The 16,113-nt window shown below is 43.0% G+C and carries 10 protein-coding genes and 1 pseudogene; 6 read left to right on the top strand and 5 right to left on the bottom strand.

Features of this window, described 5'->3' with window-relative positions; translation table 11 throughout:
- The first annotated feature begins 106 nt into the window (after positions 1–106).
- Positions 107–862: a peptidylprolyl isomerase gene (locus ACLGGO_RS02015; protein WP_446418096.1), complete on the top strand. Its 756-nt coding sequence runs from the start codon at positions 107–109 to the stop codon at positions 860–862.
- A gap of 597 nt (positions 863–1,459) precedes the next feature.
- Here ACLGGO_RS02015 and ACLGGO_RS02010 read toward each other — a convergent pair.
- The 5 genes from ACLGGO_RS02010 to ACLGGO_RS01990 all read right to left on the bottom strand — a co-directional run bounded on the left by ACLGGO_RS02010 (position 1,460) and on the right by ACLGGO_RS01990 (position 8,149).
- Complete coding sequence (locus ACLGGO_RS02010; protein ID WP_446418095.1) at positions 1,460–1,669, bottom strand: hypothetical protein; 210 nt, start codon at positions 1,667–1,669, stop codon at positions 1,460–1,462.
- 389 nt (positions 1,670–2,058) lie between these two features.
- Positions 2,059–5,289: a type 2 lanthipeptide synthetase LanM family protein gene (locus ACLGGO_RS02005; protein ID WP_446418094.1), complete on the bottom strand. Its 3,231-nt coding sequence runs from the start codon at positions 5,287–5,289 to the stop codon at positions 2,059–2,061.
- 38 nt (positions 5,290–5,327) lie between these two features.
- Positions 5,328–6,440, bottom strand: a complete 1,113-nt coding sequence (locus ACLGGO_RS02000) for a T3SS effector HopA1 family protein (protein ID WP_446418093.1) — start codon at positions 6,438–6,440, stop codon at positions 5,328–5,330.
- Between the two features lie 261 nt (positions 6,441–6,701).
- Positions 6,702–7,904 (bottom strand): phosphotransferase family protein, encoded by a 1,203-nt coding sequence (locus tag ACLGGO_RS01995; protein ID WP_446418092.1) that lies wholly within the window; start codon positions 7,902–7,904, stop codon positions 6,702–6,704.
- A gap of 41 nt (positions 7,905–7,945) precedes the next feature.
- Positions 7,946–8,149: a hypothetical protein gene (locus ACLGGO_RS01990; RefSeq protein WP_446418091.1), complete on the bottom strand. Its 204-nt coding sequence runs from the start codon at positions 8,147–8,149 to the stop codon at positions 7,946–7,948.
- Between the two features lie 710 nt (positions 8,150–8,859).
- Here ACLGGO_RS01990 and ACLGGO_RS01985 point away from each other — a divergent pair.
- The 5 genes and pseudogenes from ACLGGO_RS01985 to ACLGGO_RS01965 all read left to right on the top strand — a co-directional run.
- Positions 8,860–10,155, top strand: a complete 1,296-nt coding sequence (locus tag ACLGGO_RS01985) for a S41 family peptidase (protein WP_446418090.1) — start codon at positions 8,860–8,862, stop codon at positions 10,153–10,155.
- A 312-nt stretch (positions 10,156–10,467) separates the two neighbouring features.
- Positions 10,468–12,024 (top strand): AAA-like domain-containing protein, encoded by a 1,557-nt coding sequence (locus ACLGGO_RS01980; protein WP_446418089.1) that lies wholly within the window; start codon positions 10,468–10,470, stop codon positions 12,022–12,024.
- A gap of 117 nt (positions 12,025–12,141) precedes the next feature.
- Positions 12,142–13,230 (top strand): annotated as a pseudogene (locus tag ACLGGO_RS01975) (AAA-like domain-containing protein); the annotation flags it as partial.
- 30 nt (positions 13,231–13,260) lie between these two features.
- Entirely contained in the window at positions 13,261–13,989 is a 729-nt protein-coding gene (locus tag ACLGGO_RS01970) for a macro domain-containing protein (RefSeq protein WP_446418157.1), read from the top strand.
- A gap of 55 nt (positions 13,990–14,044) precedes the next feature.
- A partial coding sequence (locus ACLGGO_RS01965) for an AAA-like domain-containing protein (protein ID WP_446418088.1) occupies positions 14,045–16,113 on the top strand: 2,069 nt, incomplete at its 3' end.

Below are 16,113 nucleotides of genomic sequence, written 5' to 3'. Positions count from 1 at the left end.
GCATGCAACGTCTCTACAACTTTTCGGTGACACCCGGATGTGACTAAACCCGCCCCGACTCAGGTTTATAGACTTCCCGTGAAAAGTTAGAATTGAGGAGTATATCATGTCAAAAGCAATTACGATTTCCCATGAGGATATTCTGCATCAAGTTAAGCTATCGTGTCAGATTCCTGAGATAGTTGAGCAAATTGTTAGCCGTAAGGTTATTGAGGATGCCGCAGCGGAGGCTGGGATTAAAGTGGAGACGGAGGAACTTCAGAAAGCGGCAGACAGCTTACGGTTAATCAGCAAACTTAATAGTGCTGAGGAGACGAGGGCATGGTTACAAAAAAATAGTCTTTCTCTAGATGATTTTGAAGAATTAATTTACACCAATGTCATATCTGGGAAGTTGGCTCACCATCTATTTGCCGACAAAGTTGAACCCTTTTTTGTTGAACATCAGTTGGATTATGCTGGGGTTGTTCTCTATGAAGTTGTTCTGGATGATGAAGATTTGGCGATGGAACTCTTTTATGCGATAACCGAAGGCGAGATGAGTTTCTATGAGGTGGCTCATCAATATATCCAGGATATAGAGTTACGCCGAAAGGGGGGATATCAGGGGATAGTGCGTCGTAAGGAGTTAAAGCCAGAGATTTCTGCTGCTGTTTTTGCGGCTACGCCGCCGCAGGTGCTTAAGCCAGTAGTGACTTCTAAGGGAGTACATCTGATTTTGGTGGAGGAGATTGTTGAGCCAGAGTTGAATAATAAATTGCGCTATCAAATTCTGTCAGATTTATTTGCTGGGTGGCTGAAGCAGCAAATTGATAAAACTACAGTTGTTGCTAGTATAGAATCAAATAGCAAAGCAGCGTAGGTTATGGAACTCTAACAACGCCTCTATCTTTTAACCATATTCATGCAAAATTTATCTTAGATGGATAAAGCAACAAACTGAGCAGCTTGAAGTTCTTACAAACCTTTGTTCAGGCACATTAGCCGCGTAGGTTCTCCTTTCAAAACCCAACGTATAGTCGGCAAAACCCTCAACGTAAAGTAGCCCTATGATAATTATCATAGGGCTTTATTAATCTGTCTATTTAGCTAGAAAAATTGCTGAGCTTTCAGACTCTAAGCGAACTTTCCAACTATGTAGCCAACGAGGAAAATTGCTGCACCAACACAGTGTGGCGAACTAATAGTAGATGGTGTGATTCCGCCGTGCGTGGAATCAAACTCGGTATCTGTTAGCTCGTTGAGAAAACTTTCAGAGTCAAAGAACAAGTCAGCTCCAGTGCTATGTAGGTCATAGATTGTAATGTTAGCCATTTAGAAGTGTCCTCTTTAAGTAAACTGATTCCAGTGAGATTAGATTTGAATTTTGAATTTTTCTATCCCATTACTATGTTCACTTATTTGTTGCCAGAATCCCCGCCCCGTCCTGACAGCCGGGGTCGGGGAGTCTACTCCATAACTACTGGTTAAAAACTACGGGTATTGGTGTAATATGACTTATACCAGTCTGCCGACAAGTAGGTAATAAACAACCCACTACACTACCGCCAATTACTTCCATTTGCTCGCTCTCCTCGCTCAACTCCTTCATGAAGCTTTCCGAATCGTTAAACAACTCAGTGCCAGCCAGATTAAGTTCTAACAAATCATTGACTTTGATATTAGCCATTTGGATTGACCTCCATTGTTTTCAGGATTTGACAATAAATCAAGTTAATTAGTCTTGACTTATAAATACATAATAATCCTATAAACAAGCAGTGTCTACAAAAAAACAACTTTAAAAAAGAAATAAAATATGGTTTTTATTCTTAATTATTTTTATTGAAAACCATACTAAACTCACTTTTGCTGCCCCCTTTTGCTACGACGATTTAAATCGCTGCTACACAAACATAGGCGAAGCCTTCCCGAACGGTAGTCCACCTGTGCGGACTGGGTTATAACGGAGGTGACTAACCTAGATTTGGTATTATGAGGTTTATCTCCATAAGCCAAAAAAAGCTCACAACACTCTTAATAAAAAAATCTCTAGAAAAAATAGATAAAAATTATTCTTTATTCCCAAATGAGGACTGAAGGTAACGATTCTGGATAAGCTAATCGCAAAAATTGATACCCTGCCCCTGCGCTTCCTCGGAAAAAACTTGGACTTAAAACGGAGTTAGGCAAATGAGGTAAAAAAGCATACTTTCCATGGTCTTTTGCCCTTCCGACTACCCATGCAGTCTGTTGTCTCGCTATTTTTAGCCATTCCTGCTTACCCAGTTTTTGGGATGCCATAACAAACAGTTCACTTCTGCCTAAACTTCCGCAGCAGAGATGGTCTACATCTCTATTGGGTATTCCATACTTCTGGGTAGTCTCTAAAGCCATATCAATGTCAGAGTAAATTTCCTGCGTATGTATAATTGGTAAACTACCTAAGCGGGCTAATCCAATTCCCGCACTTCCGTGACACCAAGTATGCATGAAATTAATTTGATTGGTCTGTTCTGATAAACGAAAATCGGGCCAGTTGCGGGCTGAGTGGTTAAAGACACTCCGTTCATATTCAATTCCCTCTTTAGCCGCTTCTAAATAGGCTGTGTTTCCTGTAGCAGAGTATAGCCGTAGTAAAGAAAGAGAAATACCTGACGCGCCGTGAGAAAAGCCAGTTAAGGGTTTCTTACTTTCTTGTGCTAAAGTTATCCAAGCCCTAGGAGGGGTATGAGTTCGTTTTGATAATAGATGATTGCCACAGGCAATTGCTATGTCTAATACAACTTTAGAGCCTGTCTGCTGGTAGAGGGGTAATAAGCCTAAAATTATCCCGGCTGATCCCCACATCATATCCAGTTTTTCATCCGTAGCAATAATCTCTGGTGTAATCAGTTTGGCTGCTTGGTTGGCATCTTCTAAAAGGGTTGGTTCTTGTAAAAATTGGCTAATTTTAACCAAACTATAGATGATACCGCCTAGCCCTAATAAACCAAGTTTTGACCGAAGCAATTCTTGGTGAACTTTGTTTTTTTTCAGAGACTGGCGTAAATTGAATAAAGCCCCTAGAGCTACCTCTTTAAATTCGCATTTGCCAGTCATTTTTCCTAAGGCGGCTAGAAACAAGCTTACTCCAGTACGCCCAGTATATAAAGACTCATCTAACGGCTGGAGTTGATAACGGTTCGCCTTGAACATATACTCTAAATTAATCCAGTTACAGCCGTCATTATTCCAGATAGAATTAGTGACAATATCATTGCCAATTTCTATAGCTTCTTGCAGTAATTCCTCAGAAGTCAGAGGGGAGAATTCGGTAAAATTACACTGTTGACCAGCACTTTTATTCGTCAAATGTGCTATCTTTGCAGAAAAACTCAGGCGAATCAATTTAATTTGCAACCATAAACTACGCTCATCAAGGTTTTTTATTTTGGCACTTATTTTTTGATAACTTGATGTTTCAAAGAAATGCTTGATGGATAGGTTAGGCTCAAGTTCGAGGGTATCACTATTACAGAGTACCGAAAAATAGGGAATATCTTGTTGTTGCAAAGATTTTATTTCTGATTGCCAAATTTCCCAAGCATTTGGATTTTCCTCAGGGGTTAAGTAGGAAGGGCTGAGAGCATCCATAATAGTATTGATCCGAAGGCTGTAGTCTACACCATTCCGAAAATATTGAGGACTGAGGCTTTGCTTGGAAGCGATACCATAGATGATTGTTGGGCGTAAAATAATTCGAGACTTGGAGGCTTTTAAGACTGACAGAGAACTCTCCTCGCTGAAGAGACTTTCCCTATATTTAATCAAGAGGCGGTATATCTCCTCAAAACCAGTCACAATTTCCTCAATATAATCATTAGGGGAGACAGTTTTACTGTCTAAAATTACCACATTAAATCCAGACGGAATAATGGCTGATTTAGGAGCTAAGTGCATCCTATCTGTATTAACAGATTTCCACTCCCTAGAAGAATTAACTTGCTGGGGGTAAATATTACCAAGTACGCTGGAATCTTGAGCATTTGCTGACTGTAAATTACCATCCCAGCAAGGCAAAATACCCGTCTTTAAAACTGAATGTATAAACCAGTCCTCTGCTCGATCCAAGTTTTTTATTCCAGGATACATTAAGGGATCAGCATCAACGAGAATTGGATATTCACCATTGGCGATGATATTTTCACTATGACAATCATTTGCTCCTAATACAAACAGCAGTGATAATAACATTCCTATTCTTTTGTAAAAACGCTGAACGGCGGTTTTATCTTCACAAGGTTGGTGGCTAATAAATTCAACCCAGCCATAGTTTTGGCGATTGATAATCTTTGTTGCTTTGAAAGGTAAGGATGTATTATGTTGGTTGCACCACTCTAGTAAATGGTTAAAAGCAATATCGAGATCCAAGCCTTTGGGCTTATACACTACCTTTACGCCCGACGAAAATGTAAGAGCTAAAACACAGCGTCTTCCATTGTGTGGATCTGAGAGAGACGTCTCAATGTCTTTGACGTTTCCCAGGCTTATTGTGTCAGAGAAAACTAATCCAATTTCTGATAAATCAGCTTGCAGACGTTCGATAAGTTCAGCCGTAGATTCTACCCAGTAATCAATGGTTGTAGCTATCAGACGAGCAAAGACTGGGTAGTGCTGGAAAAATACAACCCCTCCGTCTTCTAGAAGGGTTTGAAGAAAGCCATTATACAGAATTTTGCTTTCTTGAGAATGGGTGTGATCTTGAAAATGATTGATTTGACGAAATTTTTCAAATTCAAAAAATAACGTTTCTGTTCCCAAATTTATCAGTTGTTGAAGTAAGCTGCGTTCTAGGGTTTTGTAGGCTTTTTTACTCAGCAATTTCAGAGGTTGATTTGGATATAGTCGAGTGTATAATTGACGCCGCCCGACTAGAATACAGGTCAGATAAAAGTCTTCAAAGGGTAAGGGAGTTTTAGGGTCAATCGGTAATTTTTGTTCTGCTTCTGGATGTCGAAATGAAGATGGGCAAGTTTGAATTAATTCTTTGAGTGTTTTTGCCCAGGAGGGCAAGGTATAATTTTCGACAAGCGGAGCTTGTCCTAAGAAGAGACGGACTGTGTTTAAGTCTAATCCATCCCTGTAGAGACGCTTCTTAAGCTTTTCTTTCCCTCCGACTACTTGACACCAGTTTTTAATGCGTTTATCAATTAAATTTTGGTCAAGTTGTTTGGGGCTAACATTTTTGTAACAAGGGTTACTGAGGCGCTCTTTAAAAAAAGTGGCGTTGAGGGTTATTTGTGATAACTCAGAATCGGTTATTTTCATCGAACTAATTTTTCTTCTACATAAGACCATGCGATCGCTCAATTCAACGAGCAGTAGATATTCTCGGAATTGGCATTCAGATAAGGATGCTGCAAGTCAAGTCCTAACCGAGAAAACTGTCGGGTAATAGCATTCATCCGCCCCTCTGGCGACTCATCCTCTTTATACCAAGCCTCCAGCAACCCATTCGCCACAATTTGACAGCGATTCATACCAAAGCTTTCCACAGAAGCAAACTTTTGGTCAGGTTCCTCAGCCAACCCCAACCCCGGTGCAAGCGGCATCGTAAATAAAGGAACCTCATCCTGAAAATACGCTGGATTCTCCCCATACACAGCCGGCAAAATGCCCCTAACTCCCTCATAGTCACTCTTATCGAAGTACAGCACCCCTGAATCATGCCGCCCATAATCCTTTGGATTGTACAAAACCTTGAAACTAAAAGGAATCGCCTTCTCATTTAGCCGTTGCGTCAGGCTACCCATCACCGCAACTGCACCTTCAGGAGTCAAATTGAAGTAAATTCGCACCGTCACCGACTCACCCTTTGCATCCTCAAGACGATTTGACCCCACATTGCCAACCGCCATATAAAAGCCATTTTGCACAAAATTCTTAGGCATCCGGATAGCCACCGAATCACCCACAACAGCAGCCTGCTCAAATGATTGAAGATGCTTATCGCGCTGAATATGCAGCCTCAAACTCCCCTTCGTCACCGCTAAACTGCCATCACTTTCCTGCCTGAGAACATACCAACCTCCATCAAAATAGCCAGTACCGCCATTGCTGTCATGCAATCGCTGATAAAACCCCAAATCTACCCCCAACATGGTATTATTTTCTAGGTCTAGTGGCAGAGGATTTGAATCCGCCTCTGGTGCCAGGGCGGTTCGCATCGAGCCATTGTAATAAATTCCGTAGAGAAAACTCCGCAGTTGCAGACTCAAATATTTCCGCTGAATATCCCCAGGCATTTTCTGAAAACGGGCAACCACCTCAGCAGGTAATTCAAAGGGTTTGTAATCAGGATGACGAATGCAGAAATCCGACTGAATCTCAACCTTATTCACAATATCTTCCAAAACCTCCAGTAATCGCCCAGTTGCCTCAGTCGTTCGCTGAGTTTGAGGAGAATCAAGTAATTGCATAATCGTTTGTCACTAAATATCTTGGAACTTACGCTTCCCTCTTACTCCCCTCTCCCCAGGGTGGGAGAGGGGTTGGGGGAGAGGGGATTGTGGCTTCTGACTTTTCACGGGAAGTCTAGAAACTATTGTAGAGACGCGCCATGGCGCGTCTGGGCGGGTTTAGTCACATCCGGGTGTCACCGAAAAGATAGTAGTGAAACCCGCCCCTACACAATGCAACACTCACGTTGCGCCACATGCCGTGAAAAGTCAGGTTGTGGCTTAAGTTGACACGGATGGGCACGGCAGTGCCGTGTCCCTACTATCTGTGGCATTTGTGCTACGCTGAGTCAATTGAACCGCCGCAGCACCAAAAATCGTCGCCATCGATTGTTCCGGACGACATAACAACGTCTTAGCAACCTGAAGCATCGCAATCCCCATATTGCCAAAAGACTTTTGATACTGAATCATCGCCTGAATCTGTTGAATCAAGGCAAAACCCGCAAATTGCACCACCCGCCGTAAGAAATCAGGGCGATGGTCTAAGATTTCCGGAAACCTGTCAAAATAAGCTTGAGTCAGAGCCGCAATAGAAGGCTGAAGCTGTTCCAGAGGTGTCGCCGCTAACCGCAGAGACTCTTCGAGACTGAGTGAATTACTGATCACCAAACTACCCAGCCAAATTTGCACATAGCTAGCAATCAATGTTCCCAAATCAAACCCTGGATCTCCCCACGTCGAGCGCTCCCAGTCAATGAAACGCACAATGCTATCATCGGTTTGCTCCCAATCGGTGTGCAGCAGGATATTATTCAACTTCAGGTCATTGTGCGTCAGGCAACAGGGAGAAAAAACACCGCCCAATTCCGCGATCGCACACCCCAAACTATCATACCGCTGATAAAGGGCAAAAAACTTCAACCCATCAGCAGGTACTTGACCAAAAACTTCGGGTCCAATTCGTTCCAACCCCCGAATTAATTTAGGAACTTGCTCAGTTGTAAGAGTATCCGACTGTTGAGTAAAGAAATGCTGATAGTCTTGACAGTTAAATGTATCGCGATGGAGAGTTCCCAGAAACCTACCCATTGCTACCGTAATTTCTGTAGGAAAACTATTTTCCTTCCTATAGAACTCCATTAAATCCCGGTAATCATCCAGATAACGGCAGACAAGAATGGAATAATCCCGATCAAAATGCAGCACGTCTGGCAAAAATGGGCGTAGGTGTTCAACCTCTGGAAATTGTTGTAAGAACAGTTGCATCTGCCACTCACCCCAAAACTCACCAGCCGCTTTTCCGTCCTGATTGTGCCGTTCCTGCTTAACCAAAAGCTTATGAGTGTCAGTAAATTTTACCAATAAGTTAAAGTTTTTGGCAGCAACTGGCTCAACCTGACTGAGAGCTAGCTCTGAGGGATGGCAGAAACCATGCTCAACTAAATAATCGAAAATATTATCAGAATTCAACAGAAATGTCATAACCGATGAAGCTATTTAAATATAAGGGAACGAGCAATCCATCACGCCATGTAAGAAATAGACTTAAAGAAAAGATCCTCGCCGCCCATGGGAGCTGTATCAACGATGATGGATCTAATGATAGGGAATGGCAGTCCAGCCGTAATCGACAGGTCATTTTCTGTCAGATCACTCAGAAAAGTTTCAGCACCTTGAAACAACTCAGAACCAGCTAAAGGTAAATCGGAAACGGTAATCCTAGACATACGTTTAGTTCGCTTAACCCTCTGATTAATCCACCGTTACTATAGTTCACTCAAACTTTAGACTTCAAGCTTAAGTTAGAACTTGTTTAGAAAAAAATAAAGAAGTTTTATCTCATTTCCTTTAATGCCAACAGAAAACAAACTAGATTGAACTGGGTCAACCTGTCACCCCTATGGAATTGAACCCTATATTCAAGGAAGCCGACTTCACATTACCTAAAACGACTCAAACCCAGCCTCCGTATATAACAGAGCCATATTAAACACCTAGACAGTTCCTGACTCAGGAGGACAGTCAAAACGGCTCAAGCTGAACTGACTTTTTTCCAGAACCTGGATAATTATTGTGATAATTTTTTCCGAATAGCCGCTAGCAGAGGTCAAAATAACGAAACGGGAGCATGTCACCGTTGTGGGGCTATGGGAACGTAGGCGGAGCCTTCTTTCCGAGTAACCCAACCCAATCGGGTTAGCCTGTGGGTAACGCTTACGCTCAACTAATTCCCACCAACTCTAGCTACACTACATAAATTAAACCCGTTGAGAAATACCGATAGGGCGAGAGCCAATAAGTACCTGGATATAACTTATGTCCGCTGTACTAAGAAATGTTAACCAGCCTCAAATCCTTCCTGTTCCCTGTTCCCAAGTCTCAACCCCTAACTTTAATCTTGTCCGACTACTTAGAAAACCTGAAGGAGCAAAAACCAATGAAAAGATGGATACTTCTCGGCACAACCACTATCGTTATAGCTTTAATCATTATGATTCCCTCGAACCCTAAACTCATTGATAAAGTCGGTCAAAGAGTTATGGGTCTATTTAAAGAACAGGTTGAGCGTATTTCTTTGCCAAAGCAATCCAAAGAACTCGTTGATCAAGTCTGGCAAATTGTTGATAGACAGTATATTGATGCTACATTCAATCAGCAGGATTGGCGTTCTGTTCGTCAGGACTATATGAATCGTTCCTATAGGTCGAAGGCAGAAGCCTATAGTGCCATTCAGGAGATGTTAAAACTGTTGAATGATCCCTATACTCAGTTTTTTGAACCTGAAGAATTTAAATTTATGCAGGTTGACGCCAGTAGCGACTTGGTCGGGATTGGACTTTATCTAAGGCAAGATAAAACCACTAAAGAACTCATTGTTGTTAATCCTATTGAATCAAATCCCACCTATCAAGCTGGAATTTTTCCAGGGGATGTACTGGTAAAAATTAATCGTGAGAACACTCAAGAGATGACTCGGAGTGAGGCGGTTCGACTTCTCCTCGGTCAAGTTGGCACAAGTGTTATCCTCACAGTACGGCGAAATCAACGGGAACTGGAGTTTGAAATTACTCGAGAGCCAATTGAATTGAAGCCAATACGCTATCATACACAAAACACTCCGGCTGGCACAATTGGCTATATTCGTCTCTCTCCGTTTACGCCGATCGCGGCTCAGGAATTGCGAGAGGCAATTAATGACTTAGAGACGCAGCCAGTTAATGGCTACATCTTAGATTTGCGTTCTAACCCTGGCGGATTACTCTACTCCAATATTGAAATTGCCCGGATGTGGTTAGATAAAGGAACAATTGTTTCTACGGTAAATCGCCAAGGTAGCTCGAATGAAGAAATCGCCAGGAATCGCGCTTTGACCGATAAACCGTTAGTTGTTCTCATCAATGAAGGATCAGCCGCAGCCAGTGAAATCCTCGCCGCCGCATTGCAAGATAACCAGCGAGCAATTTTGGTAGGTACTCCCACGGCTGGGGAGAATTTGATTCAGTCAGTGCGTAAACTTCCAGATGGCTCCGGTTTAGCGATGACTATCGCCAAGTTCCTGACTCCGAATGGGCGAGATATTGCTCAGTCAGGAGTTATACCCGATCAGGTTGTTAGTCTCACATCAGAGCAACAGATAGCCATGATTCGAGAAAACTCCGCCGCTACAATGAATGACCCTCAGTATGTAAAAGCTGTGGAAATGCTGACGCAAATGATACAAAATCCCGGTTGACGGCTATCAAGTTTGATTGAATACGTATAGCGAAACGCGGAGCCTTCTCGTTCGCCTTTGGTATTCCCGAAAGAGTAACCCAACTCATAGAAACTCCTGTTGGTTAGAGCGTAAGCGTTACCCAACCTCCCAACTATCCATTATTGGGGTGCTTGAGGCACGAAGCGTGCCTACTACCAACGGGGGAACTACCCTCAACTTTGCTACCTGTGCTGGTAGCGAGAAGTTATCTACAATGGGGGATAAATCGTTAGGGGATGTTACCCAACTTAGGGGAACCCCCCCAACGTTTTTACCGGGTGGGACTTGTCGATGGCTAGACCGAACTATGGACCTCAAGCGAAAAAACGGGCACAGCGCCTGTTAGAAGCGTTGCTGGCTTACGCCAATGACGAGTGGGAGAATACAGAACATCTACAGATAAAAGTCAACTGGCAAAGTGAAAACCAGTTGGTTGTCAGGACAAAGGTGCGATTTCTCCAAGAATTGACATCCTTAGATCCCTATGAAGGCAAATTAAATAGCGAACAAATTAAAGAAGCATTGAAACGGCTGGCAGATTTTGTCGAGATTCTGGAAGATAATCGTCCGGGAAAGAAAGGATTACATGATTGGCACTTTACTCTGAAACTCTGGCACAAGCGGTACGATAAAGATGCTATTATGCAACGGTTTAATCTAGAGTGGGAACGTCGCCGCCCGGAAAAGTCAAAACAAGTCGCCCCTAGTGCATCACCACCGCCTTCTGTAACTACAGGCGTACAATCACGGAAGACGAGGCGTTATGTAGAGACGTTGCATGCAACGTCTAGGCAAATTTATCGGTCATCGCCACCGTTAGGAAATGGGTTAGAACTACCGAATGATCCAGTGAAACTCAATTCTCAGTTTTATATAGAACGCCCTCCCATTGAGGAGCGTTGTTATCAGACAATTCGTCAACCTGGGGCGCTGATTCGGATTAAAGCACCTCGGCAAATGGGTAAAACGTCGCTGCTAGACCGGATTCTGGACTATGCAGAACAGCAAGGTTATGCCACGGTGCGGTTAAATTTGCTCCAAGCTGAGGCAGAAGTCTTTAGCAGTCTGAATCGATTTTTACGCTGGTTGTGTGTTTGTATCGCTTCTAAACTTAAACTTGATGCTCAACTGGATAAGTATTGGGATCAGGATCGGGGCAGTATTGTTAATTGTACAACCTACATCCAAGATCATTTATTAGAACAACTAGATTCACCTTTAGTTTTGGCATTAGATGAAGCAGATCGGGTGTTTCAGTCCCCAGATATTGCACAAGGGTTCTTTCCTATGTTACGCAGTTGGCATGAGGAAGCCAAGACTGTGGATATTTGGGAAGAATTGCGATTAGTCGTGGCACATTCGACAGAAGATTATGGACCCTTGGATATTAATCAATCCCCCTTTAATGTGGGATTACCGATAGAATTGCCAGAGTTTACCTCGCAACAAGTTGCCGATTTAGCTCAACGCTATCAACTGGATTGGGATGAGACGCAAGTTCTACAGTTAATGGCGATGGTAGGGGGACATCCCTATTTAGTGCGATTGGGACTGTATCACTTAGCCCGTCAGGATGTAACGCTCTCCCAATTATTACATGATGCGCCAACAGAAGCAGGAATCTATGAAGCACATTTGCGCCGACATTGGGGAATGCTCAGAGAAAATGCGGAATTAGCCGCCGCCTTAAAACAGGTTGTCAGTGCAACAGAACCCGTGCAAATCGAAACCATGCAGGCGTATCAATTATACAGTATCGGGCTGATTCAGCGAAAGCGCGATCGCGTCATCCCTCGTTGTCAGTTATATCGACACTATTTTCAGCGAATTATAAATTATGAATTATAGCGACCCAAATTGTAGAGACGTTCCATGCAACGTCTCTACAGGGTTTTTGTTACTGGGATTACACTAGCCGACGCTCTAGCAATTTACTATCAATTTCACCGGATCTAAAATGACTCTATGTCAGATAGCAATTATTACAAAATAGGAGGAAGTTTAGAGTATCAGCACCCGACTTATGTGGTGCGACAGGCGGATGCTCAATTGTATCAGGGATTAATGAATGGGGAATTTTGTTATGTCCTCAACTCTCGACAGATGGGTAAATCCAGCTTACGGGTGCAGATGACTAAGAAGCTAAAAGCCCAAGGTGTCAAATGTGCCGCGATTGATATGACTCGCATTGGTAGCCATGTGACGCCAGAAGAATGGTATGGCGGATTGGTGTCTGAATTATTGCGCGGGTTTCGACTTTCCAGGAAGATTAACTTTAGCAAATGGTGGCGCGATCGCGAGGTTTTATCTCCAGTACAACGCTTGAGTGAATTTATTGATGATGTCCTCCTTATTGAGTTATCTGATCACATCGTCATTTTTATCGATGAAATCGATAGTATCATAAAAATCCCCTTTCGGGATGACTTTTTTGCCTTTATCCGTGCTTGCTATAATCAGCGCGTGGATAACCCAGATTATCAACGCCTCACCTTTTGCCTTTTGGGAGTGGCTACCCCATCGGATTTAATCGCCGACAGAAATCTAAGTACGCCGTTTAATATTGGCACAGCGATAGAATTAACGGGCTTTCACTTACATGAAGTTAATCCATTGGTGCAAGGATTAGAGACCATTGTCAGCCATCCCAGACAGGTAATCGCTGAGGTATTGGAGTGGACAGGGGGTCAGCCCTTTCTGACGCAAAAGCTGTGTAAATTAATTGTCCAAGAGTCAGAATCCCATACTCTCAAATCATCGAACGGGATTGAGGCGTTAGTACGGGAAAATATCATCGAAAACTGGGAAGCCGGTGATGAACCGGAGCATTTAAGAACAATCCGCGATCGCATCAAGTGGAGTCAGCGTCAGAAACCCTTACTGCTCCTCTATCAACAGATTTTACACCAAGGAGAAGTGAAAGCCAAGGACACCTCAGAACAGATGGAATTACGCCTGTCTGGGTTAGTGGTAAAACAGCAGGGAAAGTTAAGAGTCGCTAACCAGATTTATCAGGCAGTTTTTAATAACAATTGGGTCAATGAGATATTAGCAGAAGCGAATTTACTACACAAAGAAACACCATTGCCTATACAATTACCGACAGACGTTCAGGAATCTAATCAGATAGCGGCTAGTGCTGTACAGTTAACTGATAGAGCTTTAGAGTTATTTGCCAAGGCATACTTAGAACCTCAACAGCGTTTAGTCAAAATAGTTGCCCCTAAACCAGAAGAGGGGTTTTTATCAGAGTTTTTAGTCGCTGATAAATTAGTCAGAATTTATCAAGGAGATATCACCAATCTTGCCGCCGATGTTATCGTCAGTTCGGATGATACCTATCTCAGTATGAGAGGTGGAGTCTCTCGCGGAATTAGACGGATGGGTGGCGAGGAAATTTACAAAGAAAGCCAGGATTGTAGGATTTTAAATGCTTTATCTATCGGTGATGTGGTTGTGACATCAGCCGGAAATCTGCCAGCCAATAAAATATTCCATGGCACAGTTATTGATTGGCAGCTTGAATTATTTCCGTCAAAAAAGATAATCCAGAAGGTTGTACATGATTGTCTGATAAAAGCCAATCACTATGGATATAAAACGATTGTCTTTCCTTTACTGGGTACAGGAGCAGGATGTCTGAATAAACAAATCGCTTGGGAAATTATGCTTAAACAAATTATTATGGATTTATCGACGATTCACCAAACACTAATCGAAGTAGTTATCACTCTCTATGGGAGAGAAACGTTGTCAGATTTAAACTGGAAATTTTTTATAAATGAAATGCAAGCAAAATGGGAAATAAAGTAAATTAATTAATAATATATAAAAAACAAAATAATGCAGAAATTCAAATAATTAAACTATGCCAGATAGCAATTATTACCAAGTTGGGGGAAGTTTAGACTATCAGCACCCGACTTATGTGGTGCGAAACGCTGATGCTCAATTGTATCAGGGATTAATCAACGGAGAGTTTTGCTATGTTCTCAACTCCCGGCAAATGGGCAAATCAAGCTTGCGGGTGCAGATGACGAAAAAGCTAAAAGCCCAAGGTGTCAAATGTGCATCGATTGATATGACTCGCATTGGTAGCCATGTGACGCCAGAAGAATGGTATGGCGGATTGGTGTCTGAATTATTGCGCGGGTTTCGACTTTCCAGGAAGATTAACTTTAGCAACTGGTGGCGCGATCGCGAAGTTTTATCCCCAGTACAACGGTTGAGTGAATTTATTGATGATGTACTGTTAATTGAGTTATCTGAAACCATCGTTATTTTTATCGATGAAATCGATAGTATCCTGAAAATTAAGTTCAAAGATGACTTTTTTGCCTTTATCCGAGCTTGCTATAATCAACGGGTGGATAATCCCGACTATCAACGCCTCACCTTTTGTTTGTTGGGAGTCGCTACGCCATCAGATTTGATCGCCGACAAACAGCGGACACCGTTTAATATTGGTCAGGCAATTGAGTTAACCGGGTTTACTTTTGCCGAAGCCAAGTCAGCTTTAATCAAAGGATTGCAGAATTACGTAGAGAATGCTGAAGCGGTTTTATCTGAGGTATTGGATTGGACAGGAGGACAACCGTTTCTGACTCAAAAACTATGTTCTTTCATTGTTCAAGAATGGGATACAAGGGGTCAGGAATTCCATCCCGATAATCCATCGGCGACTAAAGAGATTGAGCTGTTAGTACAACAGTGTATTATCGAAAACTGGGAAGCCTGGGATGAACCGGAGCATTTGAGAACAATCCGCGATCGCATCCTGGCAAATGAACAGAGTGCAGGTAGACTGCTGGGACTCTATCAACATATTTTACAGCAGGGACAAATCCCCACAGACGAGAGTCCGGAACAAGTCGAATTGCGACTGACGGGGTTGGTGGTTAGACAGCAGGGATATTTAAGAGTTTATAACCCCATTTATGCTGGGATTTTTAACCGTCGTTGGGTGGAGAAAGAATTAGCCAATTTGCGACCCTATAGTCAGGGAATTACTGCCTGGGAGGAATCAAACTGTCAAGCTCAATCACGGCTGTTGCAGGGGCAGGCATTGCAAGAAGCCTTGGCGTGGGCAACTAATAAAAGTTTAAGCGATCGCGATTATCAGTTCTTAGCGGCTAGCCAAGAATTGGATAAACGAATGGCGTTGGAGTTAGAGAGAAAGCAAAAGGAGGCAGCAGAACAGGCAAATCAGATATTGGTTGAGGCGACACATAAAGCCCAACGCACGATTCGCATGGGCTTGGGCATCCTGTTCGTCTCGTTATTTGGCGCAGGAGTTGCAGGAATCGTCGTCAACTTAGTGATTAGAGAACTAAAACAGACGATGGAAAGTACTCGACTCGAACGGGTCAGTTTTCAAGCTTTGCAACGGTTTGAAAGTAGGGGTGACGAAATCGAAGGGTTACTTTTAGCCATGGAAGCAGGGCAAGCTTTGCAAAAGCAGGCGCAAGATAGTCGTCTCCTCCCAGAGGAACTTACCACCAGTCCCGTTGTCGCCCTACAACAAATTCTTGACAACATTCGAGAACGGAATCAAATCAAAGGGCATCAGCAAAGAATATGGCATGTCAGTTTTAGTCCGAATAGTAAGTACATGGCTACGGCTTCATCAGATGGCACTGCCCGACTGTGGGACTTATCTGGCAATCAAAAAGCTGAATTAAAGGGACATCAGGGTTGGGTAACCCATGTCAGTTTTAGCCCCAACGGTGAATACATCGCCACGGCTGGGGAAGACGGTACTGCCCGATTGTGGGACTTATCGGGGAAAGAGCTTGTTGAATTCCGGGGGCATCAAGGTCAAGTCTGGAGTGTCAGTTTTAGTCCCAATGGTGAATACATTGCCACGGCTGGGGAAGACGGTACTGCCCGATTGTGGGACTTATCGGGGAAAGAGCTTGTTGAATTCCGGGGGCATCA

The sequence above is a fragment of the Coleofasciculus sp. genome, from assembly GCF_046565525.1.
Lineage (GTDB): Bacteria > Cyanobacteriota > Cyanobacteriia > Cyanobacteriales > Coleofasciculaceae > Coleofasciculus.
Note: the sequence above shows the minus strand (reverse complement) of the source record. Positions and strands in the feature narration are given on the sequence as shown.